Consider the following 24,103-nt stretch of genomic DNA (forward strand, 5'->3'; position numbering starts at 1 on the left):
TTTTACATCCCTCCTTTTTTTTCATGCCAGCTCCTTAGAGACCTTCTTTATGAGCATGTAGACCAAGGGTATGATAGCTATTGCAAAGGCCACGGCGAAGCCCCAGCTGAACGCATATATGATGCTCGTGACGTTAGAGAATGGTTGCACTATGACAGCTATTGCTATGAGTAAGAACACGACGTAAAGCAGGAACCTGCCGTAGCCGGCCAGGTCTTTGAGCTCAGGGTGCGACTTCAGTAGGCTGTCAACTACTGTGTCAGTTATGCTCAAGGTGGCCACAAGTATCACGGAGGCTATTATGATGTCATAGAATAGGTATGGGTTTACGAACTTTATCCAGTAGAATATTGCCAGCTGAGCTGCAACTGTTATTATCACCGCGTAGAGGCCGAACCTAAGCACGTTAAATATGGACCCGAAGAACGGGCTCCCAGAGCCGCCCACCTGTTTCTGCATGTAGTCCACGAGTATGTTAACAAGCGCTATTCCAAGCGTTAGCAGCACTATAGCGCCAGCCAAAGAGGGTAAGTAGTTGGCTATCTCAGCCATATAGACTGTTGCCATTCCGAGCTTTAGCACTGAGAAGCCTATGGCCAACGATATCAGTATTATGAACGCCTTTACAGCGCCTACGCTGAGGCCCAATAGGTTGGCAACGTCAGGGTACTGGGCGAAGAACCTGAGACTTAGTACCCTTCTTAGGATCGCGGCGACCGCGTAAGCAACGATGACGCCTATTACCACTATTATAATGAACTCTATTATTGAGGGCAGGCTTTGAGTAAGGGCGTAGCTTAGCGTTGAGAGTACGCCGCTCACTAAAGTCACCCAGCTTTCTTTGATAGTAATTTTATTTAAAAAGTTTTCCAAAGCAGTTTTTCATACTAAAAAATAAATAGAGCCTCAGTTAGCACAGTAAATAGTTAACAACACATTTTATCAGCTAACGGGTGTGCGCAGTCTTGCGCGGGCTTTACCCTGATCAGCCTATTGTGGGCGTCGGCTCCCTCGTAATAATCGACAGCAAGGTTCTCCTAGTTAAGAGGGCGGCGCCACCTGACAAGGACAAGTGGGCCATACCTGGGGGCAAAGTGGAGCTCGGAGAGGGGCTCTACGCTGCCGCCGAGAGGGAGCTGGCTGAGGAGACGGGCCTGCTGTGTAAATCCAAGGGCGTGGTGAACGTTGATGAAATAATAACTAGGGACGAACATGGAAAGGTGATGTTTCACTACGTCCTGGTAACGGTACTCATGGAAAACTGCAGGGGAGCTCCAAGGGCCTCAAGCGATGCTATAGATGTCAGGCTGTTTGACATTGAAGAGGCGTCAAAAAGCGCGGAGGTTGCCGCCTCAACGCGCGAGTTCCTCAAAAAGGTCGTGAGAGGCCTAGTGACCATGGTGAGCCCCATTGAGGTTATTACTACATCGTCCAGATAGCGGGCCCCTTTATTAGTGTGACTTCACCTGCTTGTCGTAAAGTGAGCGTCAGGTAATAAATGCAGGAAAGGGCCTATAACCACATGCCTTTGACCACATGCCTTTGCCAAGCTAACAGATATAAGTCCTTTAAAAACCCAGCACACGAGGGCCCTTGAGTTGCAGGGCTGGGGACCACCATGGGTTCATATGGCCAGGGGGAGGAGAAGGGGATGGCTTAGGCCGCTTGTCCTCTCCCTCCTCGCTAAGAGGCCCATGAATGGCATGGAGCTCATGGAGGAAATCTACAGACTCACAGGAGGGCTCTGGAGGCCCTCGCCAGGAAGCATCTACCCTACTCTTGCAGAGCTCAGCGATGAGGGCTTCATCTCAAGGCGTGAGGACGGAAGGTACGAGCTCACCGAGAGGGGCCTGCAGCTGGCGCAGACCCTCTACACGCCGCTGGCGTCGGCCCTTGACCCCTTCGTGATGCTTGACAACGCACTGAGGGACCTTGAGGAGCAGCTTAATGGGTCCCCGGCGGCGCTCAAGGACAAGCTTCAGCGACTGCTTGAGGCAAAGAGGAGGCTTGAAGCTATAATTGAGAAGCTTGGAGGACAGGCCGGTCCTTGACGTATGGGCACATAGGGTCAGGGGCCCTGAGCGTCTTGAACCTCTGCAGCGCCCTGGCGGGACAACCGCCGTGGCAGAGGCTGTACATATTACATGAGCTGCACGGCTCTACGCTGCTCAGGTCCCTCTGCCTGAGGTCCCTGAAGCCGCTCCTCCATAGCTCCCTAACGCTGCTCTTCCTCACGTTGCCCTCGGGCTTCGTGAGCCCTATTAGGAGCTCGCAGCCATAAACGTCGCCGTTGGCATCTATTACCATCCTTGACCTGCCGGCTGGGCACGTTTGATAGCTGACCTTGCCCAACAGCTCCTTGGACCTCCTATAGCTCTCCTGCAATAGGCTCACAGGCATAAGGAACCTCATAGAGCTCAGGGAGATCCTTGGGCTGCTGGCCGCCAAAGGCAGTATGACGCCCCAGACGCCCCCTGAGGGCCCTCTGAGCCCGTTTACCAACGCCCTTCCAAAGGGCGCCAGCGCCTCGAAAGTTATACCATCCACTCCCAGCTCCTTTGCTAGGTCAACCATGGACTTGATATAGGCCTCGTTTGCGCTGAATAGCGTGACCCCTATGGTGACCCTGAGGCCTACCTCCTTTAGGTACCTTATGGCCGAGACTGCGGCTCTAAAGGAGGCTGGCGGTCTTATGGAATCGTTTATGCCCTCAGTTGGACCATCAAGGGAGACCTGAACCTCAGAAACTCCTGAGTCCCTCAGCCTGACGGCCTCGCTCCTGCCTATTAGCGTGCCGTTGGTACTCATGGAGACCCTCATGCCTAACCGTGAGGCTGAACTTATGATATCATAGATATCCCTCCTAAGCATGGGCTCGCCGCCAAGAATGTACAGAACCCTTGTGCCCAGGTCTGCGAGCTCTGAGAACACCCTGGACCATTCATCATAGCTCAACTCATTGGGGAGGGGCTTGCCAGCTGAGATGTAACAGTGAAGGCATCTGAGGTTACAGGCCCTAGTAACGTACGCCGAGACCTGATATGGAACTCCCTCAACAGTTAGGCCCTCCGAGCCCTCAACCAGATGGCTCAGAGGCGTAGCCGGGCACTCAGTAAGGAACGCCTTCGCAAGGACGTCGTCGAGCTTCTCGCTGCTTTTCAACACGTCTTCCAAGGTTTACTTAGCTACTAGCAGTTATTAGTCTTAGTAAGACTCCTACCTGCTAGGAAGCTAATGGCAAACCAACTGGAGGCCGGCGCCATAATAAAGAAGTACAGGAGGGGTATGACAAAGGTAGGACTCTTCTATCCATCAACCTATGAGGTTGCCATGTCATCCCTGATATACCACAGGCTCTACTTCATGTTAAACGACATGGAGAACGTCTACGTTGAAAGGCTTGTGATGCCCAGCGCCTCTGGAGGCCCAGTGCAGCTCAGGGGGCTGGAGGGCGGCACGCCCCTCAGGTCTTATGACTACCTCCTGATACCGGTGCACTACGAACTTGACTATGCAAACATCGTCAGAGCGCTCATAGGCTCTGGAGTCGACGTGAGGTCAGCCGGTAGGCCTAGACCAAAGATAATAATGGGAGGACCAGCCATAACTGCGAACCCAGAGCCTATGGCAGACGTGGCTGACGCTATAATAATGGGTGACCTGGAGCCCTCAAGCCAGTGGATTGAGGAGGTACTCAACGAGGGCGCACCCATAGAGCCGTCGGAGCACGTCTACGTTCCATCGCGTGGGCCCCACGAAGTACACATAGCGTCCTCGAGCGAGGTAAAGGGGGACCCCAGGAGGATAATGGCGCCTGAGGCGGCGTTTACAATAGCCGTCGAACTCGTGAGGGGCTGCCCCTTTTCGTGCATCTTCTGTATGGACTCCTACCTCACTAAGCCATTCAGGCCTAGGCCCGCTGATGACGTGGTCAAGGAGGCCAAGCAGCTTTACCAAAGGTACAACGAGAGGGTCGCCATGATAGGTCTCACTGTGAACGCCAGCCCATGGTTTAAGGACGTCATTAGGTCACTCCTCAGGGAGGGCATAAAGTTCTCCCTGCCCTCCATGAGGGCTGAGCTTCTCGATGAAGAGTCCATGGAACTAATAGCGTCCGCTGGCCAGAGGACAATAACGCTAGCGCCCGAGACCTCGCAGAGGCTCAGGTTTGCCCTCGGTAAGTCCTCAAGGAACGAGGACTTCCTAAGTGTAGCCGAGAGAGCTGGTAGGCTTGGGCTCACGGTTAAGCTCTACATGATGGTTGGAGTACCTGGGGAGAGGGAGGGAGACCTTAGGGAGGCCGCGGAGCTGGTTAAAAGCATGTCACGGGTGACCAGGGTTGAGCTCAGCGTCAACCCCCTTATCATTAAGCCGCAGACCCCGCTCCAGTGGCTCCCTATGAAGAGCGAGGAGGAGCTCAACAGGAGGCTGAGGCTTTTCCGTGAGCTTGTGCCAGGACTTAACTTCGGTTTTTACGACCCCTTCCTTGCGCTTGTCCAGGCCTCCATATCGCTCGGCAGCAGGGACACCCTAAAGTACATAGTTGAGACGGCCATGGAAGGCGTTAACAGGGGCGCTTGGAGAAGGCGCGCCGCCGAGGGGATGCTCTCCAACGCGTTGAAGCCTAGGGAGTCCCCGTTGCCGTGGAGCCACGTAATAGGAGCATTGGATGAGGATGAGCTAAGAATGAGGCTCAAGGTGTATCTGGCCGAGGTCCCTGAGGCTATAGAGGAGGTTGGGGATGTCAAGGGAATATTTTAAAGCCCTCACCTTAAGCTTAACCTGGGTGCGGCGGTCGTCTAGCCTGGATTAGGACGTCGGCCCCCCAAGCCGAAGGTCCCGGGTTCAAATCCCGGCCGCCGCACCAGGCTTCTCCTCTTAATAATCTGTCAAAGGGACTTGCGTGAAGCTCATTAGCACATATATGTTAGCCTTTAAAATGGTAAAGCCCTCAGCCCACCCCAGTGGTGAGACCTTGAGCCAATGGAGTCTAGGGGGGTCCACGTAGTTGTGGACCCCTCTAAGTGCGTAGGTTGCAACATATGTGAGCTCTGGTGCTCGTATGAACATGAAGGCGTGTTCTCAAGGTCCCTCTCCAGGATATCGGTCATAACCTATGAACGCCTAGGCTTTGATTACCCAGTTGTATGCCAGCAGTGTGAGCCTGCCCCATGCGTTGAGCTGTGCCCCACGGTGCGCTTAGCAAGGGCAAGCTTGGCGAGGTTAACCTAGACAAGGGCAAGTGCATAGGCTGCAGGGTCTGCAGCGAGGTCTGCCCCTACGGCGCCGCAAGGATGGAGCCCAGGGAGGCCCGCTATCCCCTCATCTGCGACCTCTGCGGCGGAGAGCCCATGTGCGTCGCCAGATGCCCGACTAACGCGCTGTCGCTCTCTAATGTAACTAAGGTAAAGGTAAAGCCCCGCAACGCTGCCGAGGCCTTCGCTATAAGCGAGCTCAGGAAGTTGGCGGAGGAGTGGGGTGTAGACGTTGACGAGGCTTAAGGGCTATGGCGGCAAGGTTCTCAGGATAGACCTCACCCACAGGACCTACAGGGCCGAGGAGCTCGACCCCTCACTGGCCAAGGCGTTCATAGGCGGCAGGGGGCTCAACGTCTACAGGCTTTACTGGGAGGTCCCGCCAGGCACCGATCCCCTGGGGCCTGAGAACAAGCTAATGATAGCTACGGGTCCCCTGGTCGGCTTCCCCCACGGCCTTGGATCCAGGCTAAACGTGACCTCCCGCTCGCCCTTGACGGGCCTCCTTGGCGACTCCAACGCCGGCACGCACTTCTCTGAGGAGATGAAGTTCGCGGGCTATGACCAGCTGATCATAGAGGGCAGGAGCGACAGGCCCGTGTACCTCTACATAACGGAGTCGGGCGTTGAATTCATGGATGCCGAGGGCCTCTGGGGTTTAACCGTTTCGCAGACCCACGAGGCTATAAGGCACGACCTCGGAGACCAGAGGGTTCAGATAGGCGCAGTAGGGCCCGCCGCTGAAAACCTTGTGAAGTTTGCTGGAGTCTTCTTCAACATCTACAGGGCCGCCGGCAGGACAGGCATGGGAACGGTGTTAGCCTCTAAGAACGTTAAGGCTATTGCCGTGAGGGGGGACGGCTACATCGAGGCCGAGAACGTAGATGAGCTACTAAAGGTCATAGATGAGATGTTACACAGAATTTATGAGAACCCCCAGTACTGGCCAAGGAGGATAATGGGTACATCCAGGGTATTAATGGCTGGACAAAGGCTTGGCTTCCTCCCAGGAAGGCACTTCCAGGACCCAGTGGTTGACTACGCTTATGAGGTCAGTGGCGAGAGGCTGGCCAGGGAGTACAACGTCAAGGTGAGGGCGTGCTCGGCTGGCTGCGCTCTGCCCTGCGCGAGGTTCTTCTTAATAAAGAGAGGGCCGCTGGCAGGCCTCATGGGAGAGGGCCCCGAGTACGAGCCCCTTGGCGGCTTCACTGTCAGGGTGGGCAACAGGGACCTCGACAGGGCGCTCAAGATAATACTCAAGGTGGCGGACTACGGCATGGATGCCATAACAACAAGCGAAGTCATAGCGTGGCTCATGGAGCTGAGGCAGCGCGGCGAGATAAGCGATGAGGACGTTGGGGTGAAGCTGGAGTGGGGCAACCCTGACACTATAGAGGAGCTTGTAGATATGATAGCTTACAGGAAGGGCATAGGCAGGGTTCTGGCTGAGGGCGTCAAAAGGGCCTCTGAGATCCTAAACAAGGGCAAGGACATAGCGTTCCACGTCAAGGGGCTTGAGATGATACAGGCGGACCCAAGGGCCCTCAAGGGCTACGGACTTGGCTTTGCAGTGGCTAGCAGGGGCGCGGATCACCTTAGGTCTGAGCCTTTCGTTGAGGTTGAGGACGACCCTGAGCTTGGCAAGAGGATGTTCGGGGAGCCAGAGGCTACGATGAGGCTAGGAGTTAAGGGTAAGGGCAAGCTAATAAACTACTTCGAGGACCTCAATGCAATCGTAGACTCTTTTGAGTCGTGCAAGAACACCGCGGAGAACATGCTAATACTGGATTTTGAGATGGCCGCTAGAGCCTACAGCGCAATAACCGGCATCCACACCACGGAGAGCGATATGAGAGAGGCAGGCATGAGGATAGTTAACATAGAGAGGGCCTACCTTGTTAGGGAGGGGGTAAGGAGGGCCCACGACAGGCTGCCGAGGAGGTTCCTTGAGGAGCCGCTAAGGAGCGGACCGGCCAGGGGGCACGTGATAGAGCTTGATGCTATGCTTGACGAGTACTATGACGTGAGAGGCTGGACCAGGGATGGGGTGCCTAGAAGGTCCACCCTACTGAGGCTGGGCCTAGAGGAGGTGGCCAGGGACTTAGAGGCTAGAGGAGTAAAGCTTGAGGACTAGCTAACGCGTTAATTGCCTCCCGGACAAAACTTAACAGGTGAAGCTGGCTGTGGAGGTAAGCCTTTCACCCTCCTCCCTGGTGGTTGCAAGGCTTCACCCTGGGGAGGAGCTGCTCGACTCTATAAGGCAGCTCTCCAAGAAGTACTCGATAAGCGGTGGCCTCATAATAGCCATCGGGGGCTTGAAGCATCTGGAGGTGGGTGTTTACAAGCTGGGGAAATACGACGTTCAAAGCTTCGACGCAGGTGAGGGTGAGACCATAGAGCTCACGTCCGCCATAGGGAGCCTAGCCCTTGATGAGACGGGGGCCCCCTCGCCCCATATACACGTGACGGCGACGCTGCCAAATCATCAGCCCGTGTCAGGACACCTGCTTAAGGGCGTGGTCAGCCCTCTTGCTGAAGTCTTCATAGTGAGCACCTCCGGGACCCTCAGGAGGCTCATGGACCAATCAATAGGGCTACCGGCGTTGACCTTGTGAGGCCGCCGGCTTGATACCCAGGACAGCAGCCCTTGTAATGGCTGTATCGGTTGGCATAGCATTTGGGATACACGACGCTGTTGCAAAAATGAAGCTTGAGGGAGCTGATCCCTCGCTTCTCTCTTTTTCAACGCTCCTGGCAGGGCTTCCGCTACTCGTTATAATGTTGCCCTTCGCTGGCGGCCTTAGGCTAACCCTTGCATCAGCTGGACTCTTCATAGCAGCCGGTATAATAAACTTCAGCGTCGGAAGGACCCTCATGTATGCCGCTACATCCAGGCTCTCCTCCAGCGGTGCAAGCGTCATGACTAGCTCCAGCGCGGCCTTCTCAATACTCATGAGCTTGATCCTTGGTGAGCGGATAACGCTATCAGTAGTCCTAGGCGTAGCTGCTATAATGGCCGCGGTTTACCTAGCGTCGGACTGGGGCACCGAGAGGTTCAGCCCCTCAGGCCTTGGCCTTGGGCTTGCCACAGGGTTCGCCATAGCTTCATCTGTAGCTATAATAAAACTTGGTGACCTCTACGGCGGCAGCCCAGGGCTTGGCGTTATAATAGCCTACCTCTCGGGGCTGGCAGCCCTTAGCCCTAGGGCTAACCTAGGCCTGCTGAGGAGATCTGGGGGACCTGTCACTATAATGGGTCTAGCCGCAGCCCTGGGCCAGCTTCTCAGGTATGTGGCCCTCACGTCCTTGGGAGTTGACATCGTGACGCCGCTTCAAAATCTAAGGCCCATAGTGGCGACTGCCCTACTTTACGGCGCTACCAGGGAGGCTGGCAAGCACCCTAAGATAAGGCACTGGACTGCGGCCTGCGTAGCATTTCTTGGAATACTTTTAGTTTCAGGGACAATATCATTGTAATTATTAAAACAAAAAAGCTAGCTAATAATTTAGGTTTAGAAACGCGCGGCTAAGCGTGCCCTTTTCTAACGTTTATTATATAGTCCTTGAATATAGCCCTCATCGTTGGCACGTCCACTATGGGCGTCCCGTCTTCTTTCGCTATCACATTCTTTGCTGGCGGCATCTGCATGTACATTGGGTTTACCTTAGAGACGTTGTCAACAAAGCTCTCAACGTAGGGGTTAGCGTAGAATATGCCGACGGGTATTCTATCGCCCCACTCCTGGGCCTTGGCGAATGCCCTGCTCAGCTTCTCGGCCGCCTCCTTTGGGTCAGGGCTCCTTACATATGGATCCCAGTCCTTCTCGCTGTCAAGCTTGTAAAGCTTCTGCTTGTAGAAGTCCGGCGTGTAGATGTTGTTCCAGGTTGGGCACGGCTGTAGCACGTCTATAACGGCCGCGCCCCTGTGCTTTATTGCGGCCTTCAGTATTTCCTTAAGGTCGTCTATCCACAGAGCATAAGCTCTGGCTACGAAGGTGTAACCGCTCGCGAGTGCAACTGATATTGGGTTGACCCAGTCCTGCATGTTAGGTAAAGGCATTGACTTGACCTTCTGGCCTGCCCTCAGGGTTGGCGACGCCTGTCCCTTGGTCAGGCCATATACTTGGTTGTCGTGGATAATCACCTTTATGTCCAGGTTCCTCCTTCCAAGCGCCACGAAGTGCGCCATGCCTATTCCGAGGAGATCGCCATCGCCACCGTCAACTAGCACCGTGAGCTCTGGGTTGGCGAGCTTTATGCCCTCGGCGTAAGGTATGGACCTTCCGTGAAGGTTGTGGACACCGTTTACATTGAGGAAGTGTGATATCTTGCCGCTGCAGCCTATGCCTGAGACGTCGACAACCTTGTCTGGAGGTATGTTAAGCTCCGCCAGCGCCCTCTGTACGGCAGTCAGTATGCCGAAGTTGCCGCAGGCAGGGCACCAGTCGACCCACACGTTTGTCTTATATGCGGCCTCACTCACCATAGGTCAACACCTCCCTCACGCTCTTACCCTCAAGGATCCTTTTCACGGCCTCCTTGAGTTCCATACGATACATGGGCCTCCCCGTATACTTCAAAATAAACCTTGATATCTCAAAGCCCGTGTTCATCTCTATGACCTTAGCTGCCTGGCCAAGGTAGTTGTGCTCAACATCTATAATCCTCTTGGGATCAAACTTTGAAAGTATGCTGGCCACGTACTTTGATGGGAATGGGCTGAAGACCTTTAAGTGAAGGTAGGCGCCGCGGTAGCCCTCCTGCCTTAGCTCCTCGAGCGCGTCAAGGGCCGCACCCTTCACGAAGCCCCAGCCAACCAGCAGGAAGTCAGCGTTATCATCGCCATAGTATACGGCCCTCTCCTCCACAGGTATCTCCTGATCCATGATTTCAAGCTTCTTCATCCTCTTGTCATACATCTTGACCCTGTTTATGGGGTCCTCGCTTATATGGCCCCACTCGTTATGTTCGTCGCCTGTGTACCAGGTTATGGCGCCTGAGCCTATGGCAGGCCTTGGGCTTATGGGATCGCTGAGATCAAACCTCTTCATGGGTCCTGAAGCCTTAAGTATCAGCTTGCCCCTATCGACCTTAACCTTAGACGGATCAGGCATCCTCATGGATGATATAACGTTGGCCATATATTTGTCAACAAGGTGTATTACGGGCACCTGGAATCTCTCGGCCCAGTTGAGGGCCTTCAGCGTGTCGTAGAAGGCCTCCTCTATGTCACCACTAGCAATGACAATCCTTGGGAACTCGCCATGGCTGGCGAAGAGTGAGAACAGCAGGTCGGCCTGCTCCCCCCTTGTGGGCTGTCCGGTGCTTGGGCCTCCCCTCTGGTAGAAGGTTATTAGCAGCGGTACCTCGTTGTGGCCGGCCCAGCCAAGGCCTTCAACCATCAGGCTGAAGCCTGGCCCGCTGGTTGCCGTGGCAGCCCTCACTCCAGTAAGGGCGGCGCCTATGGCAGAGTTTATCGCGGCCAGCTCGTCCTCTGTCTGGAAGACAACTATTGAGCCCACAGGCTTGCCATCAACGCTGACGGCCTGGTGAGCCTCTATAAACACCGACTCGTCTGACGCTGGTGTTATCGGGTAGTATGACTGGTACCTGACGCCGCCCACTATCTTGGCCATACCTATGACATCATTTCCGCTGGCGCTTATCATCTCCTCAACGTCAAGCTTGGGCTCGTCAAGCTTGGCCAGCCCCCTCACGTCTTTAGGAACGCTTTCCATTGCAAGTCCTACGACAACCATGTTAGCGTCAACAACCTTTTTATTGCCCTTGAACCTCACGTTAAGGCCGTCCCTTATGACTTCCGGGTCAACGCCTAGTACTGCGGCCGTGGCTCCCAGCAGTATGCTGTTCCTGTAACGCTGCACCTCAACGCTGCTAACCCCGAGCTTCTGCCTGGCATCATCAAGTATTTTCCTGAAGTCAAGGGGGACAGCGTGGGCATTCAGTTTCTCTTCGACTATCTTGGCAGCGTTGCCCACCGTGGGCTCAAGGCCGTACTCCTTGAACCTCGCCTCCACCCTCTCCCTTACCTCCGGCTCCATGCTTATTATTTGGGAGATCTTGGTCTTCTCCACTCCAGCGTCATAGACTAAGGCCCCTCCTGGCGCAACCTCGTGGAAGTGGGTCAGGACGGACTCAGCGTCCATAGCCCCTATAAGCTCAACAGGGTAGGTTAAGCTGCGCGGGAACGACGTGGCGGATATTGTGAAGTGCACGTACGAGTGCCTCCCTACTATGTTTGAGTAGTACTCCCTGTCTGACATTATGCCGTAGCCTAGCCCTGCCAGGGAGGCTGTGAGCACCGAGGCGCTGGTCTCAACACCAGCGCCCTGCGGCCCGCCAAGTAACAGGTGAACTTCCTTAAGTGCCATCTCTCGCACTCGTCAAATTAAGCTAGCCTAAAACGCTTTTACACTGATGTATGTATTTTTCTTTTTCATAATCTTAAATAATTTCTTCAAAATATTTTTATAGAAAAGTATTATAAAGTGTATCCAGATTACTTGTGAAGCCTCTCCCTCAGCCTCTTCGTAAGGACTGGCACAAACTGGTATAGGTCTGCCACAACCCCATAGTCGCAGTTTTTGAATATTGGGGCACTCTTATCGTTGTTTATTGCTACCACGAGCTTAGCATCGGTTATGCCCGCCAGGTGCTGTGGTGCGCCGCTTATGCCTATTGCCATGTAAAGCTTTGGGGCCACCTTGTGGCCACTCAGGCCAACCCAGTGATCCTCGCTGAGCCACTTGAGGTCTGCAGCTATGGGCCTTGAGCAGCCTATCTGGGCATTAAGCACCTCGGCCAGGTCGAAGGCCAGCTTGAGGTCGTCCTTGCTCCTGAACCCCCTACCGACGCTCACTATTATCTCGGCAGCCTCTATGTTAACGCCGCCCCTCTCCTTGGGCCTCCTCTCGACGACTTTAAGGGAGGGCGCAACGCTCAGCTCCTTTACGCTGCCCCTGGCCTGAGACTTCTGCGCCTTGGGCATCTTCCTGGCAGCTAGAAGCAGTATTGCTGGCAGCGGGGCTACGTCGTCCTCCAGCGCCCTCCCGCTGAGGAAGCCACGGGTGTACGATACCTGGTCGCCTGTGAGCTTCACGTTGAAGACCTCCGTTGCCATAGGAAGATCGTAGAGCCCTGCAAGCCTCGAGAGCGCGTCCTTCAGGTTCTTGGAGGTTGGGGCAAGTACAAGGGATGGCTTAACCTGGTCGTAGACCTCCTTAACAGCCTTAAATATGGACTCGGGGTCGTCCTGGGCTATGTGATACACTGTATGGCCGTACTCAGTCAATGAGTCGGCGTTAACGTTACCATAAGCCACTATGTAGACGTCGCCCAGCTGCCTGGCTATAGTTAGGGCTTCAGCTATGTCGTCCTCGGAGCTTCCAACGACCAGCGAGGACGCCATACCCATCACCTCACGCCTTTATCACGCCCTCGGAGACCAGAGCATCTATCAACTTGTCAGCTGTCTCCTCGAGAGTCTTGCCCTCTATCATTACCTGTTTTCTCTTGACCGCAAGTACCCTGGCAGCGGAGAGCTTCTTCTTAGGCGCTGCCACATCACTTAGGTCACTCAACTTAACCACATGCTGCGGCTTCCTTGAGGCCATCCTTATCTGTATCAGGGTTGGAGGCCTTGGGGAGTTTATCTCCCTGGTGACGCTCACAACCGCGGGCAGCGGGGCCTCTACGACCTCTACATAGTCCTCCACGTCCCTTTCGGCCACAAGCGTATTGCCTTTAATGTCTATCTTTCTCACAAAGCTCACATAGGGTAAGCCAAGCTTCGCGGCCACCCTGCCCGCTATCTGGCCCGAGAACCCGTCAATGGTGGCCTCACCAGCTAGTATTATGTCAGGCTTTATGTTAAACTTCTTGAGTACGGCCACTATAGCGGAGGCAGTGGTCACCTGGTCCCCGGGAGTTATTGAGTCATCCTCGACTATGTAGGCCTCGTCTACTCCCTTCGCCAGGCCTTCCTGAACCGCCATCTTTATGTCCTTGTCCCTCTTCGCAATGGGGCCCCAGGTGGCCACGCTTATAGAATATATCTTTGAGCCCTTGAAGTACTGGTCCCTAATCCTTACGGCCTCCTCTACTGCGTTCCTGTCAATATCGGAGAGCTTCAAAGGCATGTAGTCGAAGTCCACGAGACCCTCGGGGGTTCCCCTTATCATTTCAGGGTTGAGGGCAGGCTTCAGCAATACCACTATGTCTCCCACGTGATCACCCTCCTGCTATGTTTGGCCCTGTAAATAAAAGGCCAAGCCTATGAGCTGCATATAAGGGGCTTGGATTAGCTCTTTTGGAGTTTACCCTAGCATGGGCGACTTAAAGACCTGCACGTAGGGCACCCCGCCTATAACTATCTCAGATCCAGGAGCTACGAGGCCAAGCCTCGTGGCAAGCCCAACAGACCTCTTGCCGACAAGCACTATCATGTCCGCCTCATCAATGAGCCTTAGCACGTCACTCTCATCACCTACCTTGTCTCCAAAGAATTCCTCGTTAACTTCAAGCACCGCTCCATCCTCCCTTGTGAACCTCCTATTCAGCAGCTCGGCGTCAGCTACTGCGAGCACCGTGCCAGACTCTGACCTTATTATGTTGTAAACTAGCTTATCCCCCATACTAATCAGCTCAAGGTTTTAAAATGAGGAGGGACGCTTAAAAGCTCAAGTAAAATCGCTTGGCCAGCCGCTCGGCTACTGTGGCAGCGCCTGCCTGAGGGCGCACAGCGCGTTGCCCCACAGGACGGCCTCTGCGTGGCTTCCAAGCCTTGAGGCTAGGTCATCTATATTGGAGAGGTCTGAGAACCCCTGCGGGTACTTGTCAAGTCCTAGGAAGTCCGTGCCCAGGGCTACGTAGTCCCACCCGAACTTCTCGCCAATATAGTTAGCCACCGCGACCATACCATTTATGTCGTCAGACGGCAGAGTGCCAGGTATGCTTGTCACACCAATTACGCCCCCGGTCTTCACTATGCCCTCTATCTCGGCGTCGTCAAGGTTTCTGTAGTGCTGCTTCAATGCCATTACGTTGCTGTGCGTAGCTATAACGGGCTTCTTACTTATGGCTGTCACGTCAAGGGTTGTCTGCCTGGATGAGTGTGACACGTCTATTACTACTCCGAGTTCGTTGGCAAGCCTGACCAGCTCCTCGCCCTGGTCTGTAAGGCCATAGTCCTTCTTAGAGGTGCAGGAGGACGCAAACTTAGTGCTATAGTTCCAGGTAGGAGCTATTACCCTGAGGCCGGCATTAAAGAGCCAGAGCAGGTCATAGGCGTCGCTGAGGGCGTCAGTACCCTCAAGCCCTATTATTAGCTTCACCCCAGGCTGGTTCAGGTCGCTGGCCCTCCTCACTATCTTTACTTTACCATCGTGCTCAAGGCTTAGGAAGTACTTAAGCTGGTTGAGCAGCACGTTAAGAGTTAGGTCATACCTTCCCCTGCCAACGGCAGGGAAAATCATAGCAACCACTGCAACGTCGCCCAGCTTTGAAAGCTTATCAAGGCTCGTGGGACCTTGCCCTGACACGAAGTCATAGCCTCTGGAGTACCAGTACCCTATATCCTCATGTAAGTCAATAAGCCTCGTGATCCCACCAGGGCAGCCTATGGCTAAATGCTGAGTATTATACGTTCATGCGTTGAAGCTTTATACGTAGCTAGAACGGCTTTCTAACTAGTGAGCGAAATGGCTCTGCAAAACTTTGAAGCCAAGAAAAGGCTAGCGGAGTACTTTAGGAACGAGTCTAAGCGCGAGCTTGAGTATGCGGAAAAACTGAGGGCTACCTCCGAGAGATCCCAGAACCCGGTGGTAAGGCTTATAATAGAGGCCGTGTCCCAGGACTCAATAAAGCACTCAAAGATTTACGAAACCATGGCTTCCATACTTCAGGGCGCCGGTCTCATAGACCAGGCAGAGTCCTCGGCGGTGCTCAATGACATAGAGTCGCACATACAGATGGAGAAGGAGAGCATAGAGGAGCTTGAGAAGCTTAAAAACGATGATATAATAAAGTCAGACCCAGCGCTTATGTTCCTTATAGATATGCTTCTGAGGGACGAGAATTTCCATCATGCCCTCCTCACGCAGATTTACAATGCAATAATAAAGAACATAACCCTCAGCGAGCAGGAGATCTGGGACGCCGTGTGGCGTGACGCGACATATCATGGAACGCCGGGAGGCTAACCAACGAAGCTCCCTGTTATGTACGTGATGCTCTTTTGAATTGAGGGCCTTTTGACTAAAGATCCTTTTCCTCTATATCATGCTCACTTTCTCATCAAACTAATATATAGTTGAATCTCTGCCAAGTCGCTCAGAGCTTCAACGATATCTAGAGCCTCATAGATGTCACGGGAGGAGTAGGCAACTATGCCGTGACCTCTGAGCGCTGCCGCCTGACACTGCTTAAGTGCGTCGCTCACGGCAGCCGCGAGTTCCTGGGTGCCAGGCTTTATATAGGGGACCTCGCTGACGCAGTTAACTCTCGCTTTGGCCTCAGTAGTTATGGAAAGGTCTAACCTGGAACCGAGCTCGTAGAGGGCTATCACCTTAGACGGATGGGCGTGCACAACGCCTACAGCTGAAGGTATTGAGCTGTAAATTCCTAGGTGCATCCTGAACTCACTGCTTGGAGTCCCGACTATCACGTTTCCGTCAAGCGTCATAACTGCTATGTCGTCGGCCTTAATTTGGTGCCTTGGAACCCCCGTCGGGGTTATGTAAACGAGCCCCGACGATCTGTCTATGACGCTAACGTTGCCTCCCTTCACCTGTACCAACCCCCTCTGGTAAAGGAGCCTCGCAACGTCTGCAACTACCTCCATTACTTCCTCGTTCAACCTCAACCTCCATAACCCATCTACCAGGACTATTACAACTGAGTTAAAACTGTTAAGGCGAGCCGAGAAACCTCATGATGATGACTTCCTAGACATAGCTAGCTGTCCAGACTAAGACCAAAGCTGTTGTTCTCTACGTAGGATCTGTACGAAAGTTGTGTCCATGAATTAATACCTTATAAACATGGATACCGTCAGTGGCCCAAAGTTTTAGGTGGTAGGTATGTCTAGCAGGTCCCTAAGGAGGGAGCTCTCGTTCCTTGAGATACTAATAGCTGGAATAGTAGGCGCCGTAGGAACAGGCGTGCTCTTTGCGCCTGCTCAGATGGCTGTCGACGCGGGGCCGAGCCTAGTAGTGGCATGGATTCTCGGCGCCGTGTTCTACACATTCATCTCAATACCCATCATAGAGCTGGCCCTCACCTGGCCTGAGGCCGGAGGACCTGCCAGGTACCCCTTATATACCCATGGCAACACCCTGAACCTAATATCATCATTTATGAACCTGGTCTGGTACCTCTTCATACCTCCGATAGAGGCCCTGGCCACTGTTGAAGGGCTCTCCTTCATATTTCCATCACTGATAGTTCCACATACTACCATTCCAACTTTACAGGGAGCGGCAGTAGGAACCCTGTTGCTGCTGTTCTTCGTGCCATTTAACTACTTCGGTGTAAAGGCTTTTGGTAAGGCCACGGCCTCTGTTGGCATTATAAAGCTGCTCGTCTACGTTGCCGCAGCCCTGGCCCTGGCCTTTGCGTTCTTTGACGTCAGGAACTTCACTGCAGTCAAGGGAGGCTTTATGCCGTTTGGGTTCAGTGGCATCTTCCTCGCGATACCCTTTGCAATGTTTGCATATGGAGGCATAAGGGTCATACCTGACTTCGCCGAGGAGGTGAAGGACAAGTCATTCTTAGGAAAGGCCATACTGCTGACTGTACTGGGCCAGACGCTTTTCTACATACTGTTCAGCGTGATCTTCATTGGTGGACTAAAGTGGAGCGCGCTTAGCATAGCTCCTGGCAACTGGACTGCCGTGAGCTCCCTGCCAGGAAATCCCTTTGTAGACCTAGCAAAAGCCGCCAGGTCCTCGCTTGCGCTCTACCTAACGCTTGTCGTAGCCATACTAGGCCCGTTCGTCACAGGTTACATCTACCTGGGCAGCGGAGTTAGAGTGCTGTTCTCCATGGCCAGATCAGGCTACATGCCAGAGAAGCTTAAGGAAATAAGCGAGTCCTACGCAATCCCCTACTGGGCCCTTATAGCATTTGCTGTAGTTGCCGCAGTCCTGACCTTCCTGACAGCCCCCGTGCCGACCATCTATGCAATGCTTCAGGATGCCGTGGTGGGCGGCTACCTGGCGTTCGCAACTCTCCCCGTTGCCATGCTAGCTGGCCACAGGAAGGGCCTGATACCTAAGGAGTATAGGCTGCCAGGCTCATGGATATGGGCGGCCCTGGCCTTTGCCAGTGCCTCGCTCATATCGTTCTGGAGCGGCTGGCCTGCGGTGCCCTATGCAGTAGCCATAGGGCTTGCCGGCGCCCTAGTCTTTGGCGCCATATTTAGGGTTAAAGGAGGCTTCCTAAGCTCCTTATGGTACCTTGCATACCTAGGCTTCATAGTGCTAATGTCTTACATAGGCAGCGATGGCGCTCTCTCAATCATAGGTTTCATACCGGCGAGCATCTTAGTGGCCATTGTCTCGGTTCTAGTGTTTCTCCCATGGGGAGTCTTCAGCGCGAGCTCTTCGTAAAGCAGGCCCCCTTACTCCCTCAATTATATTATATATAACGGCTACTTGATTCAACGCTACATGCAACAGACATTTTAATAGGTAGTTGCTGTTCTTAACGTTGTGTAACTTTCGTTCACCTCAGGCACCTTCAGCCTTCTTGACGCAAGCTCGCTCATTGCCTCCTCGTAACGCTTAACTAGCATGGAGGCTAATACCTTGCCAAGTCTTCCTATTATTGCCTTAGCGAAGGGGTTCTCCATCTTCTCCACAGCCATGTCCATGTCCATTGCGGCCTCACTGAAAGCCTTTGACAGCGCCTCAATTATAAACTGCCCCCTGACAGGATCCAGCAGCATCTTATTCAAGAGAGTAAAGTAGGTGTGTCTCAGGGCCCCCATTGGTATGAAAGGCAGTGGGAACGTTATTACCCTTAGCTTCTTAATCCTGTCCAAGAGCTCTAAGTCATACATTATATCGTCCTCTGTCTCCCCTGGGAGGTTAACTATCATTGTGCCAACCACGACCCACCTGTTGTCATTAAGTATGCCTATGGCCTGTTCCACCACCTCAGGGTACTGCTCTGGAGTGTAGGGAAGCGCCTTGCCAGACATGAGCTTTCTTAACAGCCTGGGGGACCCCGTCTCTATGCCCATCTCTATGAACGTCCTCCTGCTGCCCTCATTTATGTACTGTGCTACCTCCTCAACCATCTTAGGCTTGTAGGCCACTGCGGCGGCTGTTGTAAAGTCCGTAGATATCGTATACTCATCGCCGTACGACTTGACGAGCTTGTAAGCCTTCTGGGTGAGCTCTATAACCTTCTCAGGGTTGGGCTCTACGCCCTTGGCCCCATACCTGAAGAACTCTTCGCTGTGAAGGTTTATGTCCTTCATCCCACCCTTCTCTATGTTGACCCTTATCTCCTGATCTATGTGACCTTCGAACGGGAGCGACTTTATGGCACCACTGAGCGTTGGCGTGCAGAAGGCGCAGCCCCTGCCACAGCCCCTTGAGACCTCTACCAGGCCTCCGTTTGCGGGCGTCAGTATTATTGGAATGTCCTCAAGCTTAGCCGGAGGAGCTGAGACTACTGGAGGCAGGGGTTCCCCCTTCAGAAGCCTGGAGAACACTGAGGGGCCTAGACTCTCGAACTCCCCCTCATACACGACGTCTATTCCAAGCTTTCTATGATAGCCCGTGTCCGTCAGCTGCCACGTGGCAGGTCCTCCGACAATTACCTTCATGTGGTTCCTATGCGCCTTAACGGCCGGGTTTGTAAATATCTCCAGGAAAGACCTAGCAATGAAGGGTATGCCCCTATAGGGCAGGCCTGCAAGCTTAAGTATCCAGTAGACTATCCCGCTCCCAAAACTAAGTCCGAGAGGATCCATGACATATATGCCGAGCACCCTTGTGTTAGGCCCTATGACCTTGTCAAGCTCGTAGGGGCTAGCTATTACAACTTCGTCCCTGCTTACCACGCCCTTGGCCACGAGCGAGGCCTCTACCTTAGCCAGGCCGTACGGAGCCCTCTCAGCTATGCCATTCCTTGACTTCACCCTGAAGTAAGTCCTCGCTATGAGGGGCCTAATGTAGCTGTCAGGCAGGGCGCTTACAAAGCCTGCCACGCTGGCGCCCAAGGTGTCGCTGGCCGTGGCCCCCTCGGCTGTCAGCACTACCTTGAAGCCCTCGCTCATCACCTTCACCTGCGGCACACATGTAGATATGTAGAATACCGCTACTTTAAAAGTACTAACTTAAATTAACATTTATGGAACCTGATTACAGGCTTTACGCCTTAGACCTCCTGAGTTCCCAGGGCTCTGGCTTGTCGCTCAGATATAGCGAGGAGCTGCTTAAGTCTGCAGAAAGGCACCTGAAGGCTGGGCTCTACGGAGTCTCGTGTTACGAGTCCAGGCAGGCAGCGCTCTCATCCCTGGCCATGCTTGGGGCCAGGTCATCGCATAGCCTAAGGGAGGCCTACTCAGAGGCCGTTAAGAGGGGCGCGCCAAGGGATCCCCAGCTTCCTGCGTGCCTTGGAATCCTGGACTCGCTTAGCATGCTTACAAGCGACTCCTGTGACGATGCCTGCAGCGACGAGCTCCCAGGCGGTTATGAGGTCAGCGAGGCCTCTGAGGAGGATGCTGTAAAGGCGTTGGAGTGCGCGAGGGTTATAATTGAGTATGTCAGAAAGGCCCTAGGGGAGCCCTCCAGGTTAGTAAGGTAGGTCCCCCTTCAAGGCACAGACCACCGCTTATTAACTTTAACGCGCGTTAAAGGTCTGAGTGAGCGAGTTGGCTATAGAAGTTCAGGATCTAAGAGTTAGCGTAGATAACAAGGAGATACTGAAGGGCGTCTCGCTCAGGGTTGAGAGGGGCGAAGCCGTAGTACTGATGGGCCCTAACGGCAGCGGCAAGACCTCACTTGCATACGCCCTCATGGGACATCCAAGATATAAGGTTACAGGCGGCAAAATATTGATAGATGGCGTCGACATAACTAACGAGCCCACGTACGAGCGCGCCCTCAGGGGCCTCACCCTGGCCTTTCAGAGCCCGGTAGAGGTCCCAGGCGTAAAGCTGAGCTACCTACTTAATGTAATAAATGCCAAGAGAGTTAAGGGCTTTGACCTGAGCTACGTAGACCCACACTTTGTCTCGTGGGTTAGGCAACAGTCGTCAGAGCTTGGCATGTCAAAGGACCTACTTGACAGGGAAGTCAACGTTGGCTTCAGCGGCGGTGAGAAGAAGAGGTCAGAGATCCTTCAGGTGCTCGCTATGAAACCTAAGTACGTGATCCTTGACGAGCCTGACAGCGGCCTTGACGTTGATGGCATAAGGATCATAGGGAACACCATAGCTTCCATGGCGTCCCAGGGCATAGGGGTACTAATAATAACTCACCATGCCGAGATAACAAAGTTCGTAAGACCTTCAAGGGCCTACGTGCTGATCAATGGGAGGATAGTGAATTTTGGAGGGCCCGAACTGGTTGATGAGGTGCTCACTAAGGGCTATGAGAACCTTCAAGTGGCGAGGTGATGGCATTGACTGAGCCTGTTAAGCTTGTGAGGGAGAGGGAACTTAAGGAAGTCATGCACTTCGACGTGGGGTCACTGTTAGGCAGGTCGATGCCTTACCCCAAGGAAGTGGAGGTTAAGGGCAAGATTTCGAGGGACCTTGTGGAGGAGATCTCAAGGTCTAAAGGAGAGCCCGAGTGGATGAGGCTCCTCAGGCTCAGGGCACTAGAGGCCTTCGAGAGGCTGCCCATGCCCAACTGGCTTGAAGGCGTTGAGAGCATAGACCTCGATGAGATAGCCGCCTACGTTAAGCCAAAGGCCGAGAGCTCCAGCGACTGGGAGGACCTGCCTGACTGGATGAAGGACGCCTACAGGAAGCTCGGGCTTCCGGAGGCCGAGGCCAAGGTGCTCTCAGGTCTCACGGCGGTCTTTGACAGCGAGAACATGATAACCAGGGTCAAGGAGGAGCTGAAGAAGAAGAACGTGATATTCACGTCTATGGACGAGGCCGTGAAGAAGTACCCTGACCTAGTTAAGGGGTACTTCGGCAGGGTGTTCCCATACAATGACCACAAGTTCGCCGCACTTCACTATGCCCTCTGGAGCGGCGGTGCATTTGTATATGTCCCCAAGGGGGTCAAGGTGCTTAACCCTGTCGAGGCCTTCTTCCTGATAGGCAGCGAGCTTGAGGGCCAGTTTGAGCACACCCTCCTGGTAGCCGATGAGGACAGCTTCATACACTTCATAGAGGGCTGCGCAGCCCCGATACTGCCTAAGTTCAGCTTCCACGACGGCATGGTTGAGATCTACGCTAAGAAGAGGTCAGAGGTCCACTTCACAACAATACAGAACTGGAGTGGCAGCATAATTAACTTCAACAACAAGAGGGCCATAGCAGAGGACTACGCCAACGTAGAGTGGGTTGAGGGCAGCATAGGGAGCAGGATAACGTTCACCTACCCGAGCACTGTACTTAAGGGAAGGGGCGCCTCAACTAAGAACATATCCATAGGCATAGCCAACGGCCCATCCAAGATAAAGGACGTTGGTTCCAAGGCAATACACGTGGCGCCAGAGACCAGAAGCCTGATAATATCGAAGAGCATAAGCGCCGGAGGTGGCATAGCTGCCTACAGAGGCCTCGTCAAGGTCCTTAAGGGCGCTAAGAACAGCGTCGCCCATGTGCAGTGCGACAGCCTAATAATGGACAGGGAGAGCAGGGCCTACACCCTGCCGAGGAATGAGGTTGACGAGCCTACTGCAGAGGTGACCCACGAGGCCACCGTTGGAAGGCTCGGCGAGGACCAGCTGTTCTACCTGGCCTCGAGAGGCATAACCGAGGGCGAAGCCAAGGCCATGATAGTCAACGGCTTCATAAGGGACGTGCTGAAGGGGCTGCCGCTTGAAACTGTGAGCATACTAACAAAGGTAATAGAGCTTGAGTTCAGCCAGCTTGGGAGCGTTGGGTGAACACTAAGATGACCTCACTCCTAGTTGAGAGAGCAAGGAGAATAGCTTCCAGAGTAGCGTGGCAAACGATTGCAGACTCGCCTACTACTAAGAACTATACCAACTGGAGGCTCTTTGAGGAGTCATTGACCTTAAACGGGCCTCTGAGCTTTTCGCAACCCAAGGGCAGCTGGGACATGGTTCTGGGGCCCTGCGGGGTTGGTTACAACTATGACATTGATGAAAGCGTGCTAGACCTATCAGCCTCTAAGCTCTATGCGGAGCACATAGCTAGGCTGGCCGGTGCGCACAAGCTTGAGCCCGCGAGCGGCACCTATAAGATAGCCCTTTGCAAGCCTGAGGGGGACGGGTGGTATTCTTACCACCTTCTCATAAATGTTAATGAGGGGGTCAACGCAAACATCCTGGTCTACGTGCCGAGGGCCGCACCTGGAACTACTGGGATAGAGGTCAGGGCCAAGAGGAACTCAAACCTTAACCTTGTGGTGGTGGCAGAGCCGCAGGCCGAGAAGCCCATGGCCTTCATATTAAGGAGGGCCCTAGGGGTTGGGGCCAGGGTTAGGTCGACTGTGGTCTCAGGCGGCAGCGTTATGACCAGAGTTGACGAACAGAGCCTCCTGAGCTCCGGTTCAAAGCTCGTACACAGGTCCTTTGTAGCGTCATCAGAGGGCCAGACAGTTGATGATATAATAGACACTGTCCAGACGGGCCACGACAGCGCCGCCGATATAATAGGTTTTGGCTTCTCATCTGGCAAGTCTTTGGTGTCCGTGAGGGGTACAGTAATCATGAACCCACAGTCCTACGGTTCGTCGTCAAGCTTCATAGTTGAGGCCCTGCTCCTGAGCGAGGAGTCCAGGGCTTATACTATGCCTATGATGAGGATAGACACAGGGGACATAAGTGCTGCTTCCCATCGTGCAGCCCAGTACAGGGTGCCCATAGACCAGCTCTTCTACCTTGAATCCAGGGGCCTTAGTGAGCGGGAGGCCTTCGAGCTGTTGCTCAGGGGCAAGCTGCAGTCGACCCTAGAAGGCCTGCCGGCCGAGCTGACTTTCCAGGCCGAGGACCTAGGAATAAGGCTGATAAAGAAAGCCGTTGAGGCCATGGGGACAAAGATTACTCCTCAGCAGGAAGCCCAAGCTCCCTCTTGACCTCCTTTGCCTTCTCAGCCACCTCCGCCAGCCTCTGCTCATAAAGGTTGGCGCCCGTAGTATCTATGGCTACAGTTAACGGACCGAACTCCTCTACCTCGAAGACCCACATAGCCTCTGCCATGCCAAGCTTGTCGAGCCAGTAGACCGCCGGCACCCTCTTTATTGCCTCGGCTGCGAGCGCCCCGGCGCCTCCAGTGAAGACCGCATAGACGGCCTTGTGCTTCTTCATGGCCTCTGCTGTCCCCTTGCCCATGCCTCCCTTGCCGATTATCATCTTTACTCCGGTCCTCTCTATGAACTCCGGCTCCACGGGCTCCATCCTCATGCTTGTCGTGGGGCCGGCGGCTATGATCTTCCAGCTGCCGCTAGCATCCTTGACTGCTACTGGCCCGCAGTGGTAAAGCGCCAGTCCCCTGAGGTCCACAGGAAGAGAACCTCCCCCACGGAGCACCTCAAGGGCCAGCTCGTGCGCCTCGTCCCTCGCAGTGACCACGGTGCCAGTAAGGTAGACGACGTCACCTATCCTGAGCTTCTCCACGTCCTCGTCCCTAAGGGGAGTCCTCAGGTGAAACTCCCTAGCCGAGCTCATTC

General features: G+C 54.1%; 24 protein-coding genes and 1 tRNA gene. 14 read left to right on the plus strand and 11 right to left on the minus strand.

Annotated elements, in window-relative coordinates:
• Nucleotides 1-21: 21 nt before the first annotated feature.
• Complete coding sequence (locus tag ACZ5GQ_RS04625) at nucleotides 22-822, minus strand: mechanosensitive ion channel family protein (RefSeq protein WP_498856014.1); 801 nt, start codon at nucleotides 820-822, stop codon at nucleotides 22-24.
• Nucleotides 823-965: 143 nt separating this feature from the next.
• Here ACZ5GQ_RS04625 and ACZ5GQ_RS04630 point away from each other — a divergent pair, with 143 nt between their 5' ends.
• Nucleotides 966-1,439, plus strand: a complete 474-nt coding sequence (locus ACZ5GQ_RS04630; RefSeq protein WP_498856015.1) for an NUDIX hydrolase — start codon at nucleotides 966-968, stop codon at nucleotides 1,437-1,439.
• Between the two features lie 159 nt (nucleotides 1,440-1,598).
• Entirely contained in the window at nucleotides 1,599-2,051 is a 453-nt protein-coding gene (locus ACZ5GQ_RS04635; RefSeq protein WP_498856016.1) for a PadR family transcriptional regulator, read from the plus strand.
• Here the strand turns inward: ACZ5GQ_RS04635 and ACZ5GQ_RS04640 are convergent.
• The gene (locus tag ACZ5GQ_RS04640) at nucleotides 2,014-3,165 is read right to left on the minus strand and encodes a radical SAM protein (RefSeq protein WP_498857375.1); all 1,152 of its coding nucleotides are present in this window, start codon (nucleotides 3,163-3,165) and stop codon (nucleotides 2,014-2,016) included. The two genes, ACZ5GQ_RS04635 and ACZ5GQ_RS04640, sit on opposite strands and share 38 nt — an antisense overlap.
• A gap of 69 nt (nucleotides 3,166-3,234) precedes the next feature.
• On the opposite strand from ACZ5GQ_RS04640, the gene ACZ5GQ_RS04645 reads away from it, so the two are divergent.
• The 6 genes from ACZ5GQ_RS04645 (at nucleotide 3,235) to ACZ5GQ_RS04670 (ending at nucleotide 8,732) form a co-directional block, all read left to right on the plus strand.
• On the plus strand, nucleotides 3,235-4,761 hold the full coding sequence (locus ACZ5GQ_RS04645; protein WP_498856017.1) for a B12-binding domain-containing radical SAM protein: 1,527 nt from the start codon (nucleotides 3,235-3,237) through the stop codon (nucleotides 4,759-4,761).
• A gap of 27 nt (nucleotides 4,762-4,788) precedes the next feature.
• Nucleotides 4,789-4,867: transfer RNA gene (locus tag ACZ5GQ_RS04650), tRNA-Gly, on the plus strand.
• Between the two features lie 316 nt (nucleotides 4,868-5,183).
• Nucleotides 5,184-5,501 (plus strand): 4Fe-4S dicluster domain-containing protein, encoded by a 318-nt coding sequence (locus ACZ5GQ_RS04655; protein ID WP_498856018.1) that lies wholly within the window; start codon nucleotides 5,184-5,186, stop codon nucleotides 5,499-5,501.
• On the plus strand, nucleotides 5,488-7,389 hold the full coding sequence (locus ACZ5GQ_RS04660) for an aldehyde ferredoxin oxidoreductase family protein (RefSeq protein ID WP_498856019.1): 1,902 nt from the start codon (nucleotides 5,488-5,490) through the stop codon (nucleotides 7,387-7,389). Before ACZ5GQ_RS04655 ends, ACZ5GQ_RS04660 begins: the two co-directional genes overlap by 14 nt.
• A 37-nt stretch (nucleotides 7,390-7,426) precedes the next feature.
• Nucleotides 7,427-7,870, plus strand: a complete 444-nt coding sequence (locus tag ACZ5GQ_RS04665; protein WP_498856020.1) for a PPC domain-containing DNA-binding protein — start codon at nucleotides 7,427-7,429, stop codon at nucleotides 7,868-7,870.
• A 10-nt stretch (nucleotides 7,871-7,880) separates the two neighbouring features.
• Nucleotides 7,881-8,732, plus strand: a complete 852-nt coding sequence (locus ACZ5GQ_RS04670) for a DMT family transporter (RefSeq protein WP_498856021.1) — start codon at nucleotides 7,881-7,883, stop codon at nucleotides 8,730-8,732.
• A gap of 49 nt (nucleotides 8,733-8,781) precedes the next feature.
• Here ACZ5GQ_RS04670 and ACZ5GQ_RS04675 read toward each other — a convergent pair whose 3' ends face one another.
• From ACZ5GQ_RS04675 to ACZ5GQ_RS04700, 6 genes are all read right to left on the minus strand, one after another.
• Nucleotides 8,782-9,741 carry a 2-oxoacid:ferredoxin oxidoreductase subunit beta gene (locus ACZ5GQ_RS04675; protein ID WP_498856022.1) on the minus strand — a complete coding sequence of 320 codons (960 nt, stop codon included), beginning with the start codon at nucleotides 9,739-9,741 and terminating at the stop codon, nucleotides 8,782-8,784.
• The gene (locus ACZ5GQ_RS04680; protein WP_498856023.1) at nucleotides 9,731-11,647 is read right to left on the minus strand and encodes a 2-oxoacid:ferredoxin oxidoreductase subunit alpha; all 1,917 of its coding nucleotides are present in this window, start codon (nucleotides 11,645-11,647) and stop codon (nucleotides 9,731-9,733) included. The genes ACZ5GQ_RS04675 and ACZ5GQ_RS04680 overlap by 11 nt, the downstream gene beginning before the upstream one ends.
• A gap of 128 nt (nucleotides 11,648-11,775) precedes the next feature.
• On the minus strand, nucleotides 11,776-12,684 hold the full coding sequence (locus tag ACZ5GQ_RS04685; RefSeq protein WP_498856024.1) for an electron transfer flavoprotein subunit alpha/FixB family protein: 909 nt from the start codon (nucleotides 12,682-12,684) through the stop codon (nucleotides 11,776-11,778).
• A gap of 10 nt (nucleotides 12,685-12,694) precedes the next feature.
• Nucleotides 12,695-13,501 (minus strand): electron transfer flavoprotein subunit beta/FixA family protein, encoded by an 807-nt coding sequence (locus ACZ5GQ_RS04690; protein ID WP_498856025.1) that lies wholly within the window; start codon nucleotides 13,499-13,501, stop codon nucleotides 12,695-12,697.
• A gap of 90 nt (nucleotides 13,502-13,591) precedes the next feature.
• A complete protein-coding gene (locus tag ACZ5GQ_RS04695) occupies nucleotides 13,592-13,909 on the minus strand; it encodes a DUF424 domain-containing protein (RefSeq protein WP_498856026.1) in 318 nt (105 codons plus the stop codon).
• 75 nt (nucleotides 13,910-13,984) lie between these two features.
• Nucleotides 13,985-14,896 (minus strand): dipeptidase, encoded by a 912-nt coding sequence (locus tag ACZ5GQ_RS04700; protein ID WP_498857376.1) that lies wholly within the window; start codon nucleotides 14,894-14,896, stop codon nucleotides 13,985-13,987.
• 78 nt (nucleotides 14,897-14,974) lie between these two features.
• Between ACZ5GQ_RS04700 and ACZ5GQ_RS04705 the strand changes: the two genes are divergently transcribed.
• Nucleotides 14,975-15,475 (plus strand): hypothetical protein, encoded by a 501-nt coding sequence (locus tag ACZ5GQ_RS04705; protein ID WP_498856027.1) that lies wholly within the window; start codon nucleotides 14,975-14,977, stop codon nucleotides 15,473-15,475.
• An 83-nt stretch (nucleotides 15,476-15,558) separates the two neighbouring features.
• Here ACZ5GQ_RS04705 and ACZ5GQ_RS04710 read toward each other — a convergent pair whose 3' ends face one another.
• On the minus strand, nucleotides 15,559-16,131 hold the full coding sequence (locus ACZ5GQ_RS04710) for a class II aldolase/adducin family protein (protein ID WP_498856028.1): 573 nt from the start codon (nucleotides 16,129-16,131) through the stop codon (nucleotides 15,559-15,561).
• 223 nt (nucleotides 16,132-16,354) lie between these two features.
• On the opposite strand from ACZ5GQ_RS04710, the gene ACZ5GQ_RS04715 reads away from it, so the two are divergent.
• Nucleotides 16,355-17,884 carry an APC family permease gene (locus ACZ5GQ_RS04715; RefSeq protein ID WP_498856029.1) on the plus strand — a complete coding sequence of 510 codons (1,530 nt, stop codon included), beginning with the start codon at nucleotides 16,355-16,357 and terminating at the stop codon, nucleotides 17,882-17,884.
• A 74-nt stretch (nucleotides 17,885-17,958) separates the two neighbouring features.
• On the opposite strand, the gene ACZ5GQ_RS04720 is transcribed toward ACZ5GQ_RS04715, so the two are convergent.
• Complete coding sequence (locus tag ACZ5GQ_RS04720; RefSeq protein WP_498856030.1) at nucleotides 17,959-19,581, minus strand: B12-binding domain-containing radical SAM protein; 1,623 nt, start codon at nucleotides 19,579-19,581, stop codon at nucleotides 17,959-17,961.
• A 113-nt stretch (nucleotides 19,582-19,694) separates the two neighbouring features.
• On the opposite strand from ACZ5GQ_RS04720, the gene ACZ5GQ_RS04725 reads away from it, so the two are divergent.
• The 4 genes from ACZ5GQ_RS04725 to ACZ5GQ_RS04740 are packed head-to-tail and all read left to right on the plus strand — an operon-like array spanning nucleotide 19,695 to nucleotide 23,509.
• A complete protein-coding gene (locus ACZ5GQ_RS04725; protein ID WP_498856031.1) occupies nucleotides 19,695-20,093 on the plus strand; it encodes a HEPN domain-containing protein in 399 nt (132 codons plus the stop codon).
• Nucleotides 20,094-20,151: 58 nt separating this feature from the next.
• Nucleotides 20,152-20,907: an ABC transporter ATP-binding protein gene (sufC, locus tag ACZ5GQ_RS04730; RefSeq protein WP_498856032.1), complete on the plus strand. Its 756-nt coding sequence runs from the start codon at nucleotides 20,152-20,154 to the stop codon at nucleotides 20,905-20,907.
• Nucleotides 20,907-22,355: a Fe-S cluster assembly protein SufB gene (gene sufB, locus ACZ5GQ_RS04735; RefSeq protein WP_498856033.1), complete on the plus strand. Its 1,449-nt coding sequence runs from the start codon at nucleotides 20,907-20,909 to the stop codon at nucleotides 22,353-22,355. Before sufC ends, sufB begins: the two co-directional genes overlap by 1 nt.
• Nucleotides 22,352-23,509, plus strand: coding sequence for a SufB/SufD family protein (locus ACZ5GQ_RS04740; RefSeq protein ID WP_498856034.1), 1,158 nt, complete (start codon nucleotides 22,352-22,354; stop codon nucleotides 23,507-23,509). The genes sufB and ACZ5GQ_RS04740 overlap by 4 nt, the downstream gene beginning before the upstream one ends.
• Here the strand turns inward: ACZ5GQ_RS04740 and ACZ5GQ_RS04745 are convergent.
• Nucleotides 23,475-24,101: a FumA C-terminus/TtdB family hydratase beta subunit gene (locus tag ACZ5GQ_RS04745; protein WP_498856035.1), complete on the minus strand. Its 627-nt coding sequence runs from the start codon at nucleotides 24,099-24,101 to the stop codon at nucleotides 23,475-23,477. The two genes, ACZ5GQ_RS04740 and ACZ5GQ_RS04745, sit on opposite strands and share 35 nt — an antisense overlap.
• Between the last annotated feature and the right edge of the window lie 2 nt (nucleotides 24,102-24,103).

The organism is Caldococcus noboribetus (assembly GCF_055389385.1).